Genomic DNA, 19,449 nt, shown 5'->3' with positions numbered 1-19,449 from the left:
GCCCACCTCGCGGCCACGGGCGGATAACTGAGCACGAACCCGCCTCACGGCAAGTGCGCTCGGACCGCCAAAAACCCGTCATGACGTCGCGGCGCAACCCCTCCCCGTGCATTTTCGCGAACCGCGTCAAACGGGTGACGGGTGATGGGTGACGGTCGGGTCTCGTGCACCGGCCGCGCTTGCCACGCGCCTCATGGTTCAGCTTGCGTTCAGCTTGACCCGAAGATTGTCCGCTCGTCGACAGAAGCCCCCTTCCGTAAACTGAACCATTCCACCATATGGCCATTGTCATACTCGAGATGGGCGGGGGCTCGGCGATGTAAACTAACGGAGGCGTCGTGCTGCTCGCGGAAAGAAACTTTCATCAGCCTGCAGAAGAAAATCCCGCCGAAGGCCTGCGTCTGGCGCTGTTTTCCGGGAACTACAACTACACGCGCGATGGCTCGAACCAGGCCCTCAATCGCCTCTCCGCCTACCTGATCAGCCAGGGCGCGGAGGTTCGCGTCTACTCGCCCACCACGGACACACCGGCCTTCGAACCGGCCGGCGAACTGGTGTCCGCGCCTTCGGTCGCGATCCCGGGACGAGGCGAATACCGACTGGCCCTGGGCCTGAACCGCGCGCTGCGCGCCGACCTGGCCGATTTCCGTCCGAACGCCGTCCATCTCTCCGCGCCCGACCTGCTGGGCAATCAGGCCGGCAAGTGGGGCCGCAAGATGGGCTTGCCCGTGGTGGCCAGCCTGCACACCCGCTTCGAGACCTACCTGTCCTACTACGGCCTCGAGTGGCTACGCCCGAGCGCGGAGCGCTATCTGGACAGGTTCTATCGCGGCTGCGACCGCGTGCTGGCGCCGAATGCGCCGATCGCCGACCTGCTGCGCGAACAGGCGCTGGGCGAGCGCGTACGCGTCTGGGGCCGCGGCGTCGACCGCGAGCGATTCTCACCGACCAAGCGCGACCTGGATTGGCGGCGGTCGATGGGCATCGGCGACAGCGAGATCGTCGTGGCGTTCCTGGGCCGTCTGGTCATGGAGAAGGGCCTGGACGTCCTCGCCGACACCCTGGTCCGCCTCCGCGGCCAACCGATCCGTCCACTGATCATTGGCGAAGGCCCCGCCCGCGCCTTCGTGGAGGGACGCCTGCCCGAGGCCATCCTGACCGGCCACCTGGACGGGACCGACCTGGGCCGCGCGGTGTCCAGCGCCGACATCCTGTTCAACCCCAGCCTGACGGAAGCTTTCGGCAATGCCAGCCTGGAAGGCATGGCCGCCGGCCTGGCCGTGGTCTGCCCGCGCGCGCCCAGCACCAGCGCCCTGATCGCCGACGGCCAGGATGGCGTCCTGACCCCGCGCGCCGACGCCGAGGCCTATGCCGGCGCGATCCAGAGCCTGATCTCCGAGCCCCTGCGCCGCGTGCGTATGGGCCGGGCCGCCCGCCAGTCCAGCGCCCGCTACGACTGGAACGCCATCTGCGCCGAGGTGCTGGCCGTCTATCGCGAGCTGGGCGTCACCGCCGATCGCCGAGCCCGCTCGGCCGCATGACGTCCGAGACGGGGGAAGCGACGAAGACCAAGCCTTCGCCATGGCGGGGCTGGCTGTTGACCATCGGGGTCGCCCTGCTGGCGATCCTGCTGGCGACACATGGTGTCGGCGCGGTGCGCGAGATCCTGGCCCAGGTCGGCTGGCAGGCGGTGATCGTCATCGCCGCCCACCTGCCCGTCACCTTTCTGGCCACGATCAGCTGGCAGGTCCTGCTGCCGCCCGACCGACGCCCGCCCCTGACTTTCCTTTTCCGCGTCCGCCTGATCAAGGAAGCCGTCAACGCCCTGCTCCCCGTCGCCCAGGTTGGCGGCGACGTCGTGCGCGCCAAGCTGTCGGCCCGCGACGGCCTGACCCTGGCCGAGGCCACCGCCAGCTGCATCGTCGACGTGCTGGCTGGCACGGTGGGCCTGGTCCTGTTCGTGCTGACCAGCCTGATCGTCGCCATCGCCACCCTGCATGACCCTCGCCTGGCTCAAGCCGGCCTGACCCTTGTCGCGATCGTGGCGGGCATCATCCTGGCGGCCTATCTGGCCCACAGGGCCGGCCTGCATCGGCGGCTGGGTCAGGTCTCTCAGCGTTGGACGGTGATCGCCGGCCGGGTCGGCGAACTGGGCGAGGCCTTCCGCCTGATTGGCCGCCAGCGCGGCAACCTGTTCGCATCCTGGGCCTGGCACATGGCCGCCTGGATGGCTGGGGCGTTCGAGACCTATGTCTCGATGTGGGCCCTGGGCCTCAACCCTACCTTGCTGCAGGCCCTGATCGTCGAGGGTCTGGCCCAGACGGCCAAGGTCGTCGGCTTCGCCATCCCCGGCGCCTTGGGCGTGCAGGAGGGCGGCTACCTGCTGCTGGGCGGCGCGTTGGGCCTGACGCCGGACCAGGCCCTGGCCCTGTCGCTGCTGCGCCGCCTGCGAGAGTTGACGCTGGGCGTCATCGGCCTGGTGCTGTGGCGCACGACCCGCGCGCCGGCGGCCGAACCCGAGCCCGTGACGGCGAGCGCCTAGAGCCAGCCGTTGGAGCGCGCGATCCGGCCGGCCTCGACCCGGTTGGCCGCGCCCAGCTTCTGGGCCGCTTCCGACAGGTAGTTGCGCACCGTGCCAGGTGAGAGGTCCAGCACGTCGGCGATGTCCTTGTTCGAGCGCCCTTCCTCGGCCAGGCGCAGGATCTCGCGCTCGCGGTCGGTCAGCGGGTCGGGTTGGGCGTCCCAGACCGCCTCGGACAGCTCCGGCGCGATGGCCCGGCCGCCGGCGGCGACGGTGCGGACGGCGGCGGCCAGCACGCTGCTAGGGCCGTCCTTGAGGAGATAGCCCTTCACCCCCGCTTCCATGGCCCGGCGCAGATAGCCCGGCCGACCGAAAGTGGTGACGATCAGCACCCGGGTCGCCGAGCCCTCGGCCTTCAGCCGCGCGGCGACGTCGATGCCTGTCAGGCTGGGCATCTCGATGTCGGAGATCAGCACGTCCGGCTTCTTGGCCTTGACCAGTTCCAGGGCGACGGCGCCGTCGGGCGCGCGGCCGACGACCTGGATGTCGTCCTCCATCTCGAGCAAGGCGCTGAGGGCGCCCAGCACCATCTTCTGGTCTTCGGCGATGACGACGCGGATCACGAGACGGTCTCTCCATGGGCGTTGCTCAGGGGCGCGGTGGCCACGAGGCGGGTCCCGGTCTTGCCGGACTTGATGTCCAGCGCCCCGCCGATGGCGGCCAGACGCGCGCGCATGCCCTTCAGGCCCGAACCCTCGACCAGCCGGCCGCCGCCCGGACCATCGTCGGCGATGGTGAGCGTGAGCGCCTTGGCGCTGGGTTCCAGCGTGATGTCGCAACGCTTGGCGCCGGCGTGGCGGATGACGTTGGTCACCCCTTCGCGCAGGGCCATGGCCAGCACGGTCTCCTGCGCAGGAAAGCCGTCGGTGGTCAGGGCCGAGATCTCGGCCTTGATGTCGGCGGCGGCCAATGCTTGGCGGGCCTTGTCGATCTCGAACGCCAGGGAGGCGCCTCTCATGCCGACCACCGCCGTGCGGACTTCGGAGAGGGCCTCGCGAGCGGCGGCGGCGACAGCCTGCATCTCGCGCTCGGCCGCCTCGGCGTCCCGACCGACCAGGCGGGCGGCCAGCTCGGCCTTCACGGCCACCAGGGTCAGGGTATGGCCCAAGAGATCGTGCAGGTCGCGGGAGATCCGCTCGCGCTCGGCCGTCGTGGCCAGGGCCCGGACCTCCTCGTGGGCGACGGCCAGTTCCTGGTTCTTCCGCTCGACGTCGGCCTGCATCAGGCTGGCGAAGCCGGTGATCGCGCCAAACAACAAGCCCGAGGCCCAGATCGGCCAGACGTGGCGGTAGAGGACCAGCCCGACCGCCAGCAGCACGATCTCCAGCACGATCATCAACCGTATCGCCATCCGCCGGGAGGCCAGGCGCGAAGCGAACGACATGGCGTAGATCGTGTAGACGCTCCAGCCGGCGTGGAAGGGCGAGAGAACCATTCCCAGCCCGTATATCGCCAGCACCTGCCATAGCACCGGCCGGCCCCGGCTTTTCCAGATCGCCCAGAAGAGGCCGATAAACACCAGGAGGCCCGCGATCGAGGCGACCAGCTCCAGCGTCCCCGGCGGACGATTGAGCCAGGAGATGAAGTAGAACGGCAGGTAGGAGAGGAAGATCAGGCTCCCGTTCCGCCGCATCCCGACCCCGGCGGTCGCCGCCGGGGTCGCATCCTTGCCTCGTGTTCCCTGATCCATGGCGGCGATGTCGCGCGGCAGGCCCTTCAGGGTCAAGCCGATTGCCGCCGCCAGCCCGCCCAGGCCCCGATCATGGCGGCGATGCTGATCGCGGCCAGGATCGAGAGGTGGTGCGGGACGTTCGCCATCGGCTGCATGCCCGACAGCATCTGCGACAGCTGTCCCAGGTGATAGGACGGCGTGACCTCGGCGATGTCGCCGGCCCACTTCGGCATGATGCTGAGCGGCACCCAAAGACCACCAAACAGGCTGAAGCTGAGGAACAGAAGGTTGGCCACGGCGGTGGCGCCTTGCGAGCCGAACCGCATGCCGATGTTTAGTCCGATCAGGGCGAACGGGATCGCCGAGGCCAGGCCCAGGCCCAGGGTCGCGGCCCAGCGCCAAGGGACCATCGTCACGCCCCCGAAACGAGCCAGGGCGCCAAGGAGGCCGATCGAGACTCCGACCAGGACCAGGGCGGCGATCAGGCGGCCGGCCAGATAGCCGCCGGCGGGCAACGGCGCGATCTGCTTCAGCTCGATCAGCTTGGCCTCGCGCTCGGCGGCGACGGCGGCGCCGAAGCCGAACATGGCCGGGGCGATGGCGGCGAAGATCACGTAGTTGGCCAGCATCATGTGGGCGATCTCCTCGCGTCCCTTGCTGAGACCAAGGCCCATCACGCCGTAGAACAGCAGCGGCAGGGCCACGCTGGGGATGATGAACTGCGGGGTGCGCCAAGTGGAGACGATCTGGGCGCGGGCTTCACGGATGTAGACGAACAGGGTGTGCATCTCAGGCGACCTCGGCTTGCCCAATGGGGGACTTGTTGGCGGCAGGCGCGCCGGCCTGCACGAGACGGGTGACGGCGTCCTCCAGCGAGGCGCCGGCGACGGTCAGGTCATCGACGGTTTCGTCACGCGCCAGCAGCTCGCGCAGGGTGGCGGGCGCCGAGGTCGTCAACAGCGTGACCCGGCCGCCATCGCGGCTGACGCCGGTGACCCGGGCCAGCGCCGACAATTCGGCGTCCGAAAGGCGCGTGCGGCAGCGGATGGCGACACCGGAGACCTGGCTCTTGATCGCTTCGGGTGAGCCGTCGGCGATGACCTGACCGTGGTCGATGACCACGATGCGGTCGGCCAGGGCCTCGGCCTCGTCCAGGTGGTGGGTGGTCAGCAGCACGGCCGCACCCCGGGCGATCTCGGCGCGGACAGCGGTCCACAGGCCGCGACGGGCGTCGATGTCCATGCCAGTGGTCGGCTCGTCCAGCACCAGGAAGTCCGGGCGGCCGGCGATGGCCAGGGCGAACTGCACGCGGCGCTGCTGACCGCCGGACAGCGCGCCGCAACGGCGACGCTCCAGGCCTTCCAGGCCGGCCAGCCGGAGAGTCTCCTCCAGCGGGCGGGGCTTGCGATAGTAGCCCCGGAACAGGTCGACCTGCTCGCGGACGGTCAGGGTGCGCGGCAGCCCGGCCTCCTGCAGCATGACGCCCATGCGGCCTCGGGCGGCGACGTCGCGCGGATCGCCGCCGAACAGGCTGGCGGTCCCGGCGTCGGGACGCAGGCGGCCGGTCAGCAGGGCGACGCTGGTGCTCTTGCCTGCCCCGTTCGGACCCAGCAAGGCGACGCACTGGCCAGGACGGATGTCGAGATCCAGGCCGTTCAGAGCCAGGGTCGCGCCCCGGCGCTTGACCACTTGGCGCAGCATGGCGATCGGTTCGGAAGTTGTGGGTGACATGGGTGGGTCCCTCGTTGTGAAGCCACCATGCCGCCGGCGAACGCGATCCATCAGTGCCGCACGTCACGGGCGCCACATGACAAACGTCACCCTTAAGTCATCCAAAGCCGAGTTTTCGCGGAGCCGCCTCGCCGCGCTCGCGTTTTGATAGCGCGAGTATCCTTGAGGCAGCGTCATGATCAGCTCTTCGTTCCGCCGGGACACCATCACCCGCCCGATCTACCATTGGGCCAAGGGCGTGCTGCCCGCCCTGTCGGAGACCGAGCGCGATGCGCTCGAGGCCGGTGACACCTGGTGGGACGCGAACCTGTTCACCGGCGATCCGGACTGGAACGAACTGCTTTCCTATCCCAAGCCTACGCTGAGCCCCGAGGAACAGGCGTTCTTCGATGGGCCGGTCAACGCCCTGTGCGCCATGCTCGACGACTGGCGGATGACCTGGGAGACACGCGACCTGCCGCCCGAGGTCTGGGACTTCCTGAAGCGCGAGAAGTTCTTCGGCATGATCATCCCGAAAGCGTTCGGGGGCCTGGGTTTCTCGGCCTTTGGTCACGCCGAGATCGTCCGCAAGATCGCCACCCGCTCGACCTCGGCTGCGGTGACGGCGATGGTGCCCAACTCGCTCGGCCCGGGCGAGCTGCTGGTGAAGTTCGGGACCAAGGAACAACAGGACTATTGGCTGCCGCGCCTCGCCGACGGCCGCGAGGTGCCCGCCTTCGGCCTAACCAGTCCCGAGGCGGGCTCGGACGCCGGCGCCATGGTCGACGAGGGCGTGGTCGTTCGCGGTATCTGGAAGGGCGAGAGCGTCCTGGGCGTCCGCCTGAATTGGCACAAGCGCTACATCACCCTCGGTCCCGTCTGCTCCGTGCTGGGTCTGGCCTTCAAGCTGCGCGATCCCGACGGTCTGCTGGGCGGTGAAGCGGATATCGGCATCACCTGCGCCCTGGTCCCGACCGATACCCCCGGGGTCAGCATCGGCCGCCGCCACCTGCCGGCCTTCCAGACGTTCCAGAACGGTCCGAACTGGGGCGAGGACGTCTTCATCCCGCTGGACCTGATCATCGGCGGCGCCGAACGCGCTGGCCAGGGCTGGAAGATGCTGATGATGGCCCTCGCGGCCGGGCGTGGCATCTCCCTCCCTGCCATGGCTGGCGCCGCGGCGGCCTATAGCGCGCTCACCACCGGCGCCTATGCCCGTGTCCGCAGCCAGTTCGGCATCGCCATCGGCAAGTTCGAGGGCGTGCAGGAGCGCCTGGCCCGCATCGCCGGCAACGCCTACCTGGTCGACGGCGCGCGGCGCCTGACCTGCGCCGGCCTGGACCTCGGCAAGCACCCGTCAGTGATCTCGGCGATGATGAAGTCCGGCGCGACCGAGCGGATGCGCGTCGTGGTCAACGACGCCATGGACGTCCACGGCGGCAAGGCGATCATGGAAGGCCCGCGCAACTACATGGGCAGCCAGTACCGCGCCCTGCCGGTCGGCATCACGGTCGAGGGCGCCAACATCCTGACCCGCAGCCTGATGGTGTTCGGCCAGGGCGCGATCCGGGCGCACCCCTACATGCTCAAAGAGATCCTGGCCTTGGGCGATCAGGACGAGGCCAAGGGCCTCGCGCAGTTCGACGAGACCTTCTGGAAGCATGTCGTACACGCCCTGCGCAACGGCCTGCGCGCCACCGCCAGCGCCTGGACCGACGGCGCCCTGTCGCCCGCGCCGGACGCCGGCCGCGCCGCGCGCTTCTATCGCAAGCTGGGCCGCTACAGCGCCGCCTTCGCCCTGACGTCGGACATCGCCCTGCTGACCCTGGGCGGCGAGCTCAAGCGCAAGGAAATGTTGTCGGCTCGCCTCGGTGACATTCTTTCCGAGATGTACTTCCTGTCGGGCGCCCTGAAGCGCTGGGAGGACGACGGCCGGCCGGACGCGGACTTCCCGCTGCTGCAATGGTGCTCGGACACCGCCTTCGCCACGATCGAACAGCGGCTCGACGAGGTGTTCGCCAACCTGCCCAACCGCTTCGCGGGGTGGCTGTTACGCGCGGCGGTGCTGCCATTCGGCGCGCGCCGCCGGGGTCCCTCGGACCACGTCACCCGCGCCTGCGCCGAGCTGATCCTGCACCCGTCCGCCACCCGTGACCGCCTGGTCGAGGGCGTCTATGTCGGCGGCAAGGACGAGGCGGTCGGCCAGCTGATCGACGCCTTCGAGCGCGTGGTCGCCACCCAGCCGATCCATGACCGGCTGAAAGACCAGAGCGTGCGCCACTGGAAGGACGGCCTGGCCAAGAACCTGCTGACCCCGGACGAGATCGCCGCTCTCAACGCCGCTGACCAGGCGGTGGCGGCGGTGGTCGCGGTCGACGACTTCGCGCCCGACCAGCTCTCGTCGCGCCCCGCCGAAACGGCCCAGCCCGCCAAGCGGGCCAAGCCGATCGCCGAGCCCTCCGTCGTCACCGAGCCCCGCTCGTTCGGCGAGGGCTCGACGGCCTAGAAAGCGCGGCGGTACAACGTCGGGGACGACTCTCCGCGAGTCCCTGAAAGGTCGGCCGGTCCATGCATACGCAGAGAATCCTGGTGACCGGCGGCGCCGGCTTCGTCGGCTCGCATCTGTGCGACCGGCTGCTGGAGACCGGGGCCGAAGTGCTCTGCGTGGACAACTACTATACGGGCTCGCGCCAGAACGTGGCTCAGAACCTGACCAATCCCCGCTTTGAACTGCTGCGCCATGACGTGACCATGCCGCTCTATGTCGAGGTCGACCAGATCTACAACCTGGCCTGTCCGGCCAGTCCGGTTCACTACCAGTTCGACCCCGTGCAGACGACCAAGACCAGCGTCCACGGGGCGATCAACATGCTGGGCCTGGCCAAGCGGGTGAAGGCCAAGATCCTGCAAGCCTCGACGTCGGAAGTGTACGGCGACCCCAGCATCCACCCGCAGGTCGAGAGCTACTGGGGCAACGTCAATCCGATCGGCATCCGCTCATGCTATGACGAGGGCAAGCGCTGCGCCGAGACCCTGTTCTTCGACTACTGGCGCCAGCACAAGCTGCGCATCAAGGTGGCTAGGATTTTCAACACCTACGGGCCGCGCATGCATCCGAACGATGGGCGCGTGGTGTCGAACTTCATCGTCCAGGCGCTGAGGGGCGAGGACATCACCCTCTATGGCGACGGCGCCCAGACGCGTTCGTTCTGCTATGTCGACGACCTGGTCGACGGCCTGATCCGGCTGATGAACACCGGCGACGAGGTGACCGGCCCGATCAACCTGGGCAATCCCGTCGAGTTCACGATGAGGCAGTTGGCCGAACTGGTCGTTGAGCTGACGGACAGCAAGTCGGGCCTCGTCCACCGCCCCCTGCCCTCGGACGACCCGCGCCAGCGCCAGCCCGACATCACCCTGGCCAAGCAGGTGCTGGACTGGACTCCGACCGCGCCGCTGAAGGTCGGCCTGATGCGAACGATCGAGTATTTCGACGGGCTGCTGAAGGCGGCTTGACGCCTCGGTCCCGCCGCTCCCTGGGCTTTCAGACCGCCGTCGAGGACAGCGCGGAACTTGTCCGAAGCGCGCCGCTCGCCTAACAGCCGAGCATGATCCGTTCCGCGTTTCTGACCGCCCTGCTCGCCGCCGCCTCGACGCCGGTCCTCGCCCACGCCCAGGAGGTCGAGGCCATTTCGGTCTGGGGCCGCCGGGCCAACGACCTCGGCCGCGCCACCTCGGCCAGCGAGGGCCGTATCAGCTACGCCGACTTCGCGGTGCGGCCGCTGCTGCGTCCGGGCGAGCTGATCGAGGCCGTGCCGGGCCTGGCCGCCACTCAGCACTCCGGCGCGGGCAAGGCCAACCAGTACTTCCTGCGCGGCTTCAATCTGGACCACGGCACCGACCTCTCGGCCTCGTTGGACGGCGTGCCGCTGAACTTGCCTAGCCATGGGCACGGCCAGGGCTACCTCGACCTCAATGTGCTGACGCCCGAGTTCGTCCACGACATCGGCTTCAAGAAGGGTCCCTACTCGGCCGAGAACGGCGACTTCGCCACCGCCGGCGCCGTCGCCTTCGAGACCGCCGACCACCTGCACGGAGACGGTCTGCAGGCCTGGGTGGGCGAGAACGACTACTACCGCGCTGTCGGCTCCAAGGCGCTGAGCCAGACCGTGCTGGTCGCCGCCGACCTGTCGACCTCGCGCGGCGCCTGGTCGACGCCGGAGGACCTGAAGAAGATAAATCTGCTGGGCCGCGCCCTGGTCGGGGGCTGGTCGATCACCGCCCTGGCCTACGACGCCGACTGGAACGCCACCGACCAGATCCCGCGCCGCGCGGTCGAGGATGGGCGGCTGGGCTATCTCGACGCGGTCGACAAGACCGACGGGGGGAGCACCTCGCGCTACATCCTGTCGGCCCGCCGCCGCGACCTGCTGCGCGGCCTGGACAGCGTGGTCTATGTCCAGCGCTACAAGCTCGATCTCTATTCGAACTTCACCTACTTCCTCGACGACCCGATCCATGGCGACCAGTTCGAGCAGGTCGACCAGCGCTGGATCTATGGCGCGTCGCTGACCAAGCGCTGGACCTTGGGCGACGGCTGGAGCGCCCGCACGGGCGTCTCGGCCCGCGTCGACGACATCGGCAAGGTCGGTCTCTACCGCACCACCGCCCGCGTGCGCCGCGAGACGGTGCGCCAGGACGCCCTGACCGAATGGTCGACGGCGCTGTGGGGCGAGGCCTCCCGGTCCTTCGGCAAGCTGGACGCCACCTTCGGCGTGCGCGCCGACGCCATGGGCGCGGAGGTCAAGGCCGGCGACCCGCGCAACGCCGGCGACGTGAGCGACCTGCTGGTCAGCCCCAAGCTGGCCCTGGCCTGGCGCGTGTCCAAGACTTTCGAGCTCTATGCCGACGCCGGGCGCGGCTTCCATTCCAATGATGCGCGCGGAGCGGTGATCACGATCGATCCGGTCACCGGCGATCCGGCCGAGCGCGCGCCGCTGCTGTCGCCGTCGGATGGCGCGGAACTCGGCCTACGCTGGAAGCATGACGGCTTGACCCTGACGGCGGCCGCTTGGGCGCTGCACGTCGATTCGGAGCTGGTCTATGTCGGCGACGCCGGCTTCACCGAGGCCGCCGGCGCGACCCGGCGCAAGGGGATCGAGCTGTTGGCCGACTGGCGCCCGACCGCGCGCTTGAACCTGACGGCCTCCTATGCCGGGACCCACGCCCGCTTCACGAATGGCGAGCGTATCCCCAATGCCGTCGGTTCGGTGCTGAGCGCCGGCGCCAGCTGGAAGCTGGGCCAGGCCTCGGCCCTGTCGCTGACCTGGCGCCGCCTCGGCGCCGCGCCGCTGATCGAAGACAATTCCGTGCGCTCGCGGCCCACCAGCCTGGTCAATGCGCTGTTCGTCCAGGATTTCGGCAAGGCCAGTCTGATGGTCGAGGTCCTGAACCTGACCAACAGCAAGAAGGACGACATCGCCTATTCGTACGCCTCACGCCTTCCCGGCGAACCCGCGGACGGCGTTGACGACGTCCATTTCCACCCCGTGGAACCCCGTGCCGCGCGGCTCGGCATGAAGATAAATTTCTGACACACTACGGCGAAAATGGGGTGATTTTCTTCCGCGCGCTGCCAAGGTCGCGGCGGGGTTTAGTCAGGGTTCTGAGGGGCAGGATTTGTCAAAACGTTCTATCCGCTACGCCGTGGCCGGCGTCATCGCCGCCGCGCTCTCCGTCACGGTCGCTCACGCCGACGCCATCAAGCAGACCAAGGCGCCGTTCGACGACAAATTCCGCCAGCTCGAAGGCGAAGACTGGCCGTCGCCGACCGACTACCGCAATGCGTCAGGCGCGCCGGGCTATCGTTACTGGCAGCAGAAGGTCGACTACGACGTCTCCGTTCGCCTGAACGAAGACACCAAGCTGCTGACCGGCAAGGAAACGATCACCTACAAGAACAACTCGCCGGACAACCTGCCCTATCTGTGGCTGTTGCTGGACCAGGATTACAAGCGCGATTCGATCAGCAAGCTGACCGAGACCGTCTCGGGCGACAACATCACCCTGGGCCAGGTGCGCCGCATCCAGCGCTTCAAGGAGTGGGAAGGCGGCTTCACCATCAAGTCGGTGAAGGACGTCTCCGGCCGTCCGCTGAAGTTCACCGTCGTCGACACGCTGCTGCGCGTCGACCTGCCGACCGCCGTGCGCGGCAATGGCGGCGAGACCAAGATCACGATCGAATGGTCGCTGCCCATGGTCGAGAACAAGGTTGTCGGCGGCCGCAGCGGCTATGAATGCTTCACCGGCAAGGGCGAAGACGGCAACTGCATCTACGAGGGCGCCCAGTGGTTCCCGCGTCTGGCCGTCTATTCGGACTATGAAGGCTGGCACAACAAGGCCTTCCTCGGCTCGGGCGAGTTCACCCTGGAGTTCGGCGACTACCGCGTCGCCCTGACCGTGCCCTCCGACCACGTGGTCTCGGCCACCGGCGTGCTGCAGAACCCGGCCGCCGTGCTCAGCGCCGCCCAGCGTGATCGCCTGACCAAGGCCCGCACCGCCGCCGAGCCCGTCTATGTCGTCACCCCAGAGGAGGCCCTGGCCGCCGAGAAGGGCAAGGCCACGACCGAAAAGACCTGGGTGTTCTCGGCGACCAACGTCCGCGACTTCGGCTGGGCCAGCTCGCGCAAGTTCGTCTGGGACGCCCTGGGCGTGAAGCAGGAGGGCGACGCCGCCCATCCGGTGGTCATGGCCATGTCGTTCTTCCCGAAGGAAGCGCGCCCGCTGTGGGACGCCTATTCGACCAAGTCGATCGCCCACACCCTGAAGGTCTATTCGGACTTCACCTTCGCCTATCCCTATCCGGTGGCCCAGTCGGTCAACGGCCCGGTCGGCGGCATGGAATATCCGATGATCTCCTTCAACGGCCCGCGGCCGGTGAAGGACAAGAAGACCGGCGCCCTGACCTATACCGAGCGCGCCAAGTACGGCCTGATCGGCGTGGTCATCCACGAGGTCGGCCACAACTACTTCCCGATGATCGTCAACTCCGACGAGCGTCAGTGGACCTGGATGGACGAGGGCCTCAACAGCTTCCTCGAGTTCCAGGCCGAGATGCAGTGGGACAAGAAGTTCCCGTCGCGCCGCGGTGAGCCCAAGGACATCGTCGACTACATGGTCAGCCAGGACCAGGTGCCGCTGATGACCCAGTCAGATTCGGTCATCCAGTTCGGTCCGAACGGCTACACCAAACCCGCTACCGCGCTGGTGATCCTGCGCGAGACGGTCATGGGCCGCGAGCTGTTCGACCGCGCCTTCAAGGAGTACGCCAACCGCTGGCGCTTCAAGCACCCGACCCCGTACGACTTCTTCCGCACCATGGAAGAGTCCTCGGGCATCGACCTCGACTGGTTCTGGCGCGGTTGGTTCTACTCGACCGACCACGTGGACATCTCGCTGGACAAGATCGTCAAGGCTCGTCTTGACAGCGGTGACCCCGACGCCGAAGCCGCCGTCCGCAAGGCCGCGCGCGGCATCGAGCCGGAATCGCGCACCGCCGCCAACAACAAGGCGCCGACCGTCGTCGATCGCGACCCCAAGGTCCGCGACTTCTATGACCAGACGGACGAGTTCACCGTGTTCGACGGCGCCCGCAAGAAGGCCAAGGCGGCGCGGGAGGACATGACGCCGGAGGAACTGGCCGCCCAGGACGTGAAGGACAACTTCTACCGCTTCACCTTCCGCAACATCGGCGGTCTGGTGATGCCGGTGATCCTGAAGATGAACTTCGCCGACGGCTCCAGCGAGACGGTCCGTATCCCGGCCGAGATCTGGCGCAAGAACTCCAAGCAGGTCACCTGGCAGTACGTCTCGCCCAAGGACCTGAAGGGGGCCGAGATCGATCCGCTCTGGGAAACCGCCGACGCCGATCGCGGCAACAACGTCTATGACGGCGCCATCACGCCGACGACGCTGAAGATCATCAAGTTCCCCGACCAGTCGAACCGGATGAAGGACGCCAACCTGAAGGTCGAGCCCGGTGGTCTGGGCACCTTCACGTCGGCCGAACCGAAGAAGGACGACGCCAAGAAGGACGAAGCTCCGAAGTGATCGCGCGCGCGGCTGTCCTGATCGCGGCGGCGGGCCTTGTTCTCGCCCCGCTCCCGGCGGCCGCGCATCGTGGCCACGGCGCGCTGAGCGTCGTGGCGATCGACGCCAAGACCGGCGCGGTCACCGTCAGTCACCGGATTCCGACGCACGACGCCGAACCGGCCCTGGCGGTGATCGCTCCCGACGCCCAGACCAGCCTCGACGATCCTGACGCGATCGAGGCGCTGAAGACCTACATGCTGCGCACCTTCGCCGTGGCCGTGAACGACGCTCCGGTCGCCCTCGTCCTGAAGGACATGACCCTGGGCGCGGACGAGGTCCGTTTCGAATATGCCGGCAAGATCGCCCCGGCCGACGCCAGCGCCGCCGTCGAGGTCCGCGCCGCGATGTTCGCGGATGTCTATGGCGACGAAGCCAACCAGGTGAACATCCGCCGCCTCGGCGTGACGCGCACCCTGGTCTTCAACGGCGCCGACGCCGCCACGCCCCAGACCCTGGACGCGGTCGATCCCGCCCACTGACCGGCCTGACCGGGCCAACATGACAAACGTCACCTCGCGCGCCTGACGCCCGGCACTGCAACGCTTCGAGTCGTTCCGGCAAGGTCCTCGCAACAGAGGAGACCTTCCATGACCTTCACGACCCGCCGCGCCGCCCTGCTGGCCGCCACGGGCCTGGCCGCCCTCAGCACGGCCGCCGTCGCCCAGACCACGTCCCCTGCCCCGACGACGCCCGCCCCGGCGAAGAAGGAGCAATCCACCCAGGTCCAGGGCGTGACCATCACCGCCCCCTCGGCTCAGGACATCAAGACCTCGATCGATCGTCGCAGTTACAGCTTGGGCAAGGACCTGCAGGCGACGACCGGCTCGGTCGCCGACGTGCTGCGCAACGTCCCCTCGGTGCAGGTCGACGTGCAGGGCAATGTCAGCCTGCGCGGCGACCCCAACGTCACCATCATGATCGACGGCAAGCCGTCCGGCATGTTCAAGGGCGACAATCGCGGCCAGGTGCTGCAGCAGATCCCCGCCAGCCAGTTCGAGCGCGTCGAGGTGATGACCAACCCCTCGGCCGCCTTCAGCCCCGAAGGCTCGGCCGGGATCATCAACCTGATCACCAAGCAACAGCGCGGCGTCGGCACGACCGGCTCGGTCCGCGCCAACATGGGCACCGAAGGCCGCAAGAACGCCAGCATCAGCCTGGCCCGCAACACCAAGAAGCTGACCCTGTCGGCCGACGCCGGCTGGCGCCGCGACAAGGCCAAGGGCTCTATCGAGGACGACCGCTCGCGCCTGGATCCGGTCACGGGCCGCTACGCCGACAGCCATCAGAAGGTCGGCTTCAACAGCCACGGCCAGTCGCACAACGTCCGCGCCGGCGTCGACTACGACCTCGACAAGCAGACCCGCCTCAGCGCCGAGGCCCGCTACAACGACACCGCCTATAGCTCCAGGGCCGGCTCGTCCTACGAGGGCAAGGACATCAATGGCGCGCCCATTGTCCGCTATCAGCGTCTCAGCGACGGCAAGATGAAGAAGTCGGTGGGCGGTCTGTCCGGCGACCTGCGCCGCAAGTTCTCGGGCGACGAACACGAGTTCACCCTGCACACCAGCGTCGAGCGCACCCGCGACCGCCAGCTCACCGACGCGAACGGCTTCAACCAGCTGCCGACCGTCTCGAACTATGTCGAGCACGTCAGCATCGGCGACGAACTGGTCCAGAGCCGCCTGAAGGCCGAGTACAAGCGTCCCCTACCTGGCGGCGCCAAGCTCGTGGCGGGCTACGAGCTGCAGGTCGACAACAACGACTATGACAACTACGGCGCTCGCGGCCCGACGGGCGGCGCCCTGGCGGTCGATCCGGCCCTGACCAACCAGTTCAAGTACGACCAGGTCGTCCACGCGATCTACGCGACCCTCAGCCGCCCGATCGGCGACCTGACCATCATGCCGGGTCTGCGCATCGAGGAGGTCACGGTCGACACCAACCAGGTCACTTCCAAGCTCAAGGACAGCTACGACTACCTGCGCGCCTATCCCTCGCTGCACGTGCAGTACAAGCTCGACGACGCCCGCCAGGTCAACGCCAGCTACAGCCGCCGCATCCAGCGCCCGACGGCCCAGGACCTTAACCCGTACCGGATCTACCAAGATCCCTATAGCTACCGTCAGGGCGACCCGCGCCTGAAACCGCAGACCACGGACTCGTTCGAGGTCGGCTACCAGCTGCGCAAGGGCTACAACTACTATCAGGGCACCGTGTACTACCGCGAGGCCCGCGACGGCGTCACCGACGTGGTCCGCGACATCGGCAACGGCGTGCTGCTGACCAGCAAGGCCAACCTGGCCAAGAGCCGCAGCGGCGGCCTGGAGCTGGTCGCCAACGCCCGCCTGACGCCCAAGATCTCGTACACGATCAGCGGCAACGCCTTCTGGAACGAGATCGGCGCCACGGACCTGGGCTTCCCCGACAAGCGCTCGGCCTGGACCGTGTCCGGCTACGCGGCTCTGAACGTCCAGGCCACGCCCAAGGACTTCCTGCAGATCAGCGGTTTCGCCACCGGCAAGCGCCTGACGCCCCAGGGCTACAAGGAGCCGACCGGCATGCTGCTGCTGGGCTATCGCCACAAGTTCAACGACCGCGTCTCGGGCGTCGTGACGGTGCAGGACGCCCTGAAGACCTTCGGCGACAAGCTGGTTATCGACACGCCGACCCTGAAGGACCGCCGCGCCCTCGACCTGGACCTGCGGGCCATCTTCGTCGGCGTAACCTACAACTTCGGCGGAACCGGCGCCCCCGACCCGCGCCGCCGCCGCGATCCGGCCTTCGACTTCCAGACCAGCCCGGGCGGCGTCGGCCCGCTATAGATCCCAGCCGAAACTTCGGTGACAAATCGGCCGGCCCCGCGACGAATCCGTTGCAGCGGCCGGCCTCGTCCCGCATCGAACGGCTCCTCTCGTCGACGCTTAGAACGTCGTCGCCCTCCGCCATTCGACGAATCTTGCCAGACCGTCAGGGAGCTTGACCTTGGGCTTGTAGCCGCAGAGGGCGTGCAGCTTGTCGATATTGGCGAAGGTGGCCGGGACGTCGCCGGGCTGCATCGGCAGGAAGGTCTTTTGGGCCTCGACGCCCAGCGCGGCTTCCAGCGTCGAGATCATCTCCATCAGCCCCACAGGATCGTTGTCGCCGATATTGTAGACCTCGTGACCGCCCTTGGCCGGCGGGTGGTCGAGCACCCCCAGGATGCCGTCGACGATGTCGTCGATATAGGTGAAGTCGCGGGCCATCTTGCCCTCGCCATAGACCTCGATCGCCTCGCCCTTCAGCATCTTCTCGGTGAAGCCGTAGTAAGCCATGTCCGGCCGGCCCCAGGGGCCATAGACGGTGAAGAACCGCAGGCCAGATTGCGGAAAGCCATAGAGCCTGGCGTAGCTCTGGCTCAGCAGTTCGCAGGAGCGCTTGGTGGCCGCGTACAGCGACACCGGGCTCTCGGCCGGGTCGGTTTCGCGGAAGCCGTCGCCGTTCAGCGGTCGGTCGCCATAGACGCTGGAAGAGCTAGCGTAGACCAGATGCTCGACACCGGCGTGACGGCAGGCTTCCAGCACCGACAGGTGGCCGGCCAGGTTGCTGCGCTCGTAGGCGAACGGGTTCTCGATCGAGTAGCGGACCCCGGCCTGGGCGGCCAGGTGGATCACCTGCTTGGCGCCCGAGGTCTTCACCAGCTCGGCGAAGGCCTCGTGCTCGGCGATGTCCATGCGGACCATCCGAAAGCCGTCGCGGCCGCTCAGCCGCTCGGCCCGCGCTTCCTTCAGAGCCGGATCGTAATAGGCGTTGAACACGTCGACGCCGATCACCGTCTCGCCGCGATCCAGCAGGCGCTCGGCGACGTGGTAGCCCACGAAGCCGGCCGCGCCGGTGACGATGATCGGAGGCGCCATGGCTCAGCCTCGCCCGATGCTGGCGTAGGTGAAGCCGTGGCGGACCATCTCGGCTGGCTTGTAGACGTTGCGCAGGTCGACCACGATCGGCGCCTTCATCAGGACCTTCAGACGGTCGAGGTCCAGCGCCCGGAACTGGTCCCACTCGGTCAGGATGACCAGGGCGTCGGCGCCCTCGGCCGCTTCATACGCGCCGCTCTTGAAGTCCACGCCGGCCAGCATGTGCGAGGCTTCCTTCGCGCCTTCCGGATCAAAGGCCTGGACCTTGGCGCCCAGGGCCTGCAGGGCCGGCAGGATGTCCAGGCTGGGGGCGTCGCGCATGTCGTCGGTGTTGGGCTTGAAGGTCAGGCCCAGCACGCCGATCGTCTTGCCGGTCAGGTCCTCGGCGCCGATGGCCTTGGCGACTTTGCCGGCCATAGCCTTCTTGCGGGCGTCATTGACCTCGACCGTTGTCTCGATCAGCCGCACGGGCGCGCCGTACTGCTGGGCGGTGCGCACCAGGGCGATGGTGTCCTTCGGGAAGCAGCTGCCGCCGTAGCCGGGGCCGGCGTTCAGGAACTTGCCGCCGATCCGCTTGTCCAGGCCGATGCCCTTGGCCACTTGCTGGACGTCCGCCCCGACCTTTTCGCAGAGGTCGGCCATCTCGTTGATGAAGGTGATCTTCATCGCCAGGAAGGCGTTGGCCGCGTACTTGATCAGCTCGCTGGTGCGGCGGCCGGTGAAGACGATCGGCGTCTCGTTCAGGCTCAGCGGGCGGTAGAGCTCGCGCATCACCGCCTGGGCGCGTTCGTCGTCGGTGCCGACCACCACGCGGTCGGGGCGCTTGAAGTCCTCGATCGCCGCGCCCTCACGCAGGAACTCGGGGTTCGACACCACGGCGAACTGTGCGTTCGGATTGGCTTTCTTGATGATCGCCTCGACCTCGTCGCCCGTCCCCACCGGCACGGTCGACTTGGTGACGACGACGGTAAAGCCGTCGATCAGCCCGGCGATCTCCTCGGCCGCGGCGTAGACGTAGCTGAGGTCCGCATGGCCGTCGCCGCGGCGGGTCGGCGTGCCGACGGCGATGAACACCGCGTCGGCTTCCTTGATCGCCTGAGCGCCCTCGAGCGTGAAGAACAGCCGGCCTTCACGGACGTTGCGGGCCACCAGATCGTCCAGACCGGGCTCGAAGATCGGGATCTCGCCCTTCTCCAGGCGCTCGATCTTGCTCGGATCCTTGTCGATGCACGTCACCACGTGGCCGAAGTCGGCGAAACACGCCCCGGACACCAGGCCTACATAACCCGTGCCAATCATCGCTACGCGCATCGATTTCCACCTGCTTGTTCCCGCTCAAACAACGGGACGAGAATTGCAAAGAAGCCTTTTCCACGCTCGGGACACCGAACGGTGGAAGCTTGCTAAATAGCCGGATACTTCCACATTGCGACGACATTCTC

General features: G+C 67.8%; 14 protein-coding genes. 8 read left to right on the top strand and 6 right to left on the bottom strand.

The features are described from left to right. Positions 1–338: 338 nt before the first annotated feature. Positions 339–1,541, top strand: coding sequence for a glycosyltransferase family 4 protein (locus tag ACW175_RS08425; protein WP_492104124.1), 1,203 nt, complete (start codon positions 339–341; stop codon positions 1,539–1,541). Between the two features lie 56 nt (positions 1,542–1,597). Then, complete coding sequence (locus tag ACW175_RS08420; protein ID WP_492104123.1) at positions 1,598–2,542, top strand: flippase-like domain-containing protein; 945 nt, start codon at positions 1,598–1,600, stop codon at positions 2,540–2,542. Here the strand turns inward: ACW175_RS08420 and ACW175_RS08415 are convergent. From ACW175_RS08415 to ACW175_RS08400, 4 genes are read right to left on the bottom strand one after another with little or no spacing between them, the layout of a single operon-like run. Then, positions 2,539–3,144, bottom strand: coding sequence for a response regulator transcription factor (locus tag ACW175_RS08415; RefSeq protein ID WP_492104122.1), 606 nt, complete (start codon positions 3,142–3,144; stop codon positions 2,539–2,541). The genes ACW175_RS08420 and ACW175_RS08415 overlap by 4 nt on opposite strands. Then, entirely contained in the window at positions 3,141–4,307 is a 1,167-nt protein-coding gene (locus ACW175_RS08410; protein WP_492104121.1) for a sensor histidine kinase, read from the bottom strand. Before ACW175_RS08410 ends, ACW175_RS08415 begins: the two co-directional genes overlap by 4 nt. Further along, positions 4,304–5,041, bottom strand: a complete 738-nt coding sequence (locus tag ACW175_RS08405; protein WP_492104120.1) for an ABC transporter permease — start codon at positions 5,039–5,041, stop codon at positions 4,304–4,306. The genes ACW175_RS08410 and ACW175_RS08405 overlap by 4 nt, the downstream gene beginning before the upstream one ends. A 1-nt stretch (position 5,042) precedes the next feature. After that, positions 5,043–5,984 (bottom strand): ABC transporter ATP-binding protein, encoded by a 942-nt coding sequence (locus ACW175_RS08400; protein ID WP_492104119.1) that lies wholly within the window; start codon positions 5,982–5,984, stop codon positions 5,043–5,045. Positions 5,985–6,159: 175 nt separating this feature from the next. Between ACW175_RS08400 and ACW175_RS08395 the strand changes: the two genes are divergently transcribed. From ACW175_RS08395 to ACW175_RS08370, 6 genes are all read left to right on the top strand, one after another. Beyond that, positions 6,160–8,469, top strand: a complete 2,310-nt coding sequence (locus ACW175_RS08395) for an acyl-CoA dehydrogenase (RefSeq protein ID WP_492104118.1) — start codon at positions 6,160–6,162, stop codon at positions 8,467–8,469. Between the two features lie 62 nt (positions 8,470–8,531). Next, positions 8,532–9,479, top strand: coding sequence for a UDP-glucuronic acid decarboxylase family protein (locus ACW175_RS08390; RefSeq protein ID WP_492104117.1), 948 nt, complete (start codon positions 8,532–8,534; stop codon positions 9,477–9,479). Between the two features lie 92 nt (positions 9,480–9,571). Then, complete coding sequence (locus tag ACW175_RS08385) at positions 9,572–11,557, top strand: TonB-dependent receptor (protein WP_492104116.1); 1,986 nt, start codon at positions 9,572–9,574, stop codon at positions 11,555–11,557. A gap of 85 nt (positions 11,558–11,642) precedes the next feature. Further along, positions 11,643–14,072, top strand: coding sequence for a M1 family metallopeptidase (locus ACW175_RS08380; protein WP_492104115.1), 2,430 nt, complete (start codon positions 11,643–11,645; stop codon positions 14,070–14,072). Then, positions 14,069–14,593: a DUF6702 family protein gene (locus ACW175_RS08375; RefSeq protein WP_492104114.1), complete on the top strand. Its 525-nt coding sequence runs from the start codon at positions 14,069–14,071 to the stop codon at positions 14,591–14,593. Before ACW175_RS08380 ends, ACW175_RS08375 begins: the two co-directional genes overlap by 4 nt. 108 nt (positions 14,594–14,701) lie before the next feature. Then, entirely contained in the window at positions 14,702–16,936 is a 2,235-nt protein-coding gene (locus ACW175_RS08370) for a TonB-dependent receptor domain-containing protein (RefSeq protein WP_492104113.1), read from the top strand. 99 nt (positions 16,937–17,035) lie between these two features. Here the strand turns inward: ACW175_RS08370 and ACW175_RS08365 are convergent, their stop codons facing one another. Then, the gene (locus ACW175_RS08365) at positions 17,036–18,007 is read right to left on the bottom strand and encodes an NAD-dependent epimerase/dehydratase family protein (RefSeq protein ID WP_492104112.1); all 972 of its coding nucleotides are present in this window, start codon (positions 18,005–18,007) and stop codon (positions 17,036–17,038) included. A 3-nt stretch (positions 18,008–18,010) separates the two neighbouring features. After that, positions 18,011–19,318, bottom strand: coding sequence for a UDP-glucose dehydrogenase family protein (locus tag ACW175_RS08360; RefSeq protein WP_492104111.1), 1,308 nt, complete (start codon positions 19,316–19,318; stop codon positions 18,011–18,013). Positions 19,319–19,449 lie beyond the last annotated feature (131 nt).

The organism is Caulobacter sp. FV1ye6ST, from assembly GCF_058681225.1.
This window is presented reverse-complemented; position numbering and strand designations above follow the sequence as displayed.

Bases quoted from the DNA above. Each gene is read 5' to 3' on its own strand.
- ACW175_RS08405 (WP_492104120.1), bottom strand. From the start codon at position 5,041: ATGCACACCCTGTTCGTCTACATCCGTGAAGCCCGCGCCCAGATCGTC.
- ACW175_RS08400 (WP_492104119.1), bottom strand. From the start codon at position 5,984: ATGTCACCCACAACTTCCGAACCGATCGCCATGCTGCGCCAAGTGGTC.
- ACW175_RS08395 (WP_492104118.1), top strand. From the start codon at position 6,160: ATGATCAGCTCTTCGTTCCGCCGGGACACCATCACCCGCCCGATCTAC.
- ACW175_RS08390 (WP_492104117.1), top strand. From the start codon at position 8,532: ATGCATACGCAGAGAATCCTGGTGACCGGCGGCGCCGGCTTCGTCGGC.
- ACW175_RS08385 (WP_492104116.1), top strand. From the start codon at position 9,572: ATGATCCGTTCCGCGTTTCTGACCGCCCTGCTCGCCGCCGCCTCGACG.
- ACW175_RS08370 (WP_492104113.1), top strand. From the start codon at position 14,702: ATGACCTTCACGACCCGCCGCGCCGCCCTGCTGGCCGCCACGGGCCTG.
- ACW175_RS08365 (WP_492104112.1), bottom strand. From the start codon at position 18,007: ATGGCGCCTCCGATCATCGTCACCGGCGCGGCCGGCTTCGTGGGCTAC.
- ACW175_RS08360 (WP_492104111.1), bottom strand. From the start codon at position 19,318: ATGCGCGTAGCGATGATTGGCACGGGTTATGTAGGCCTGGTGTCCGGG.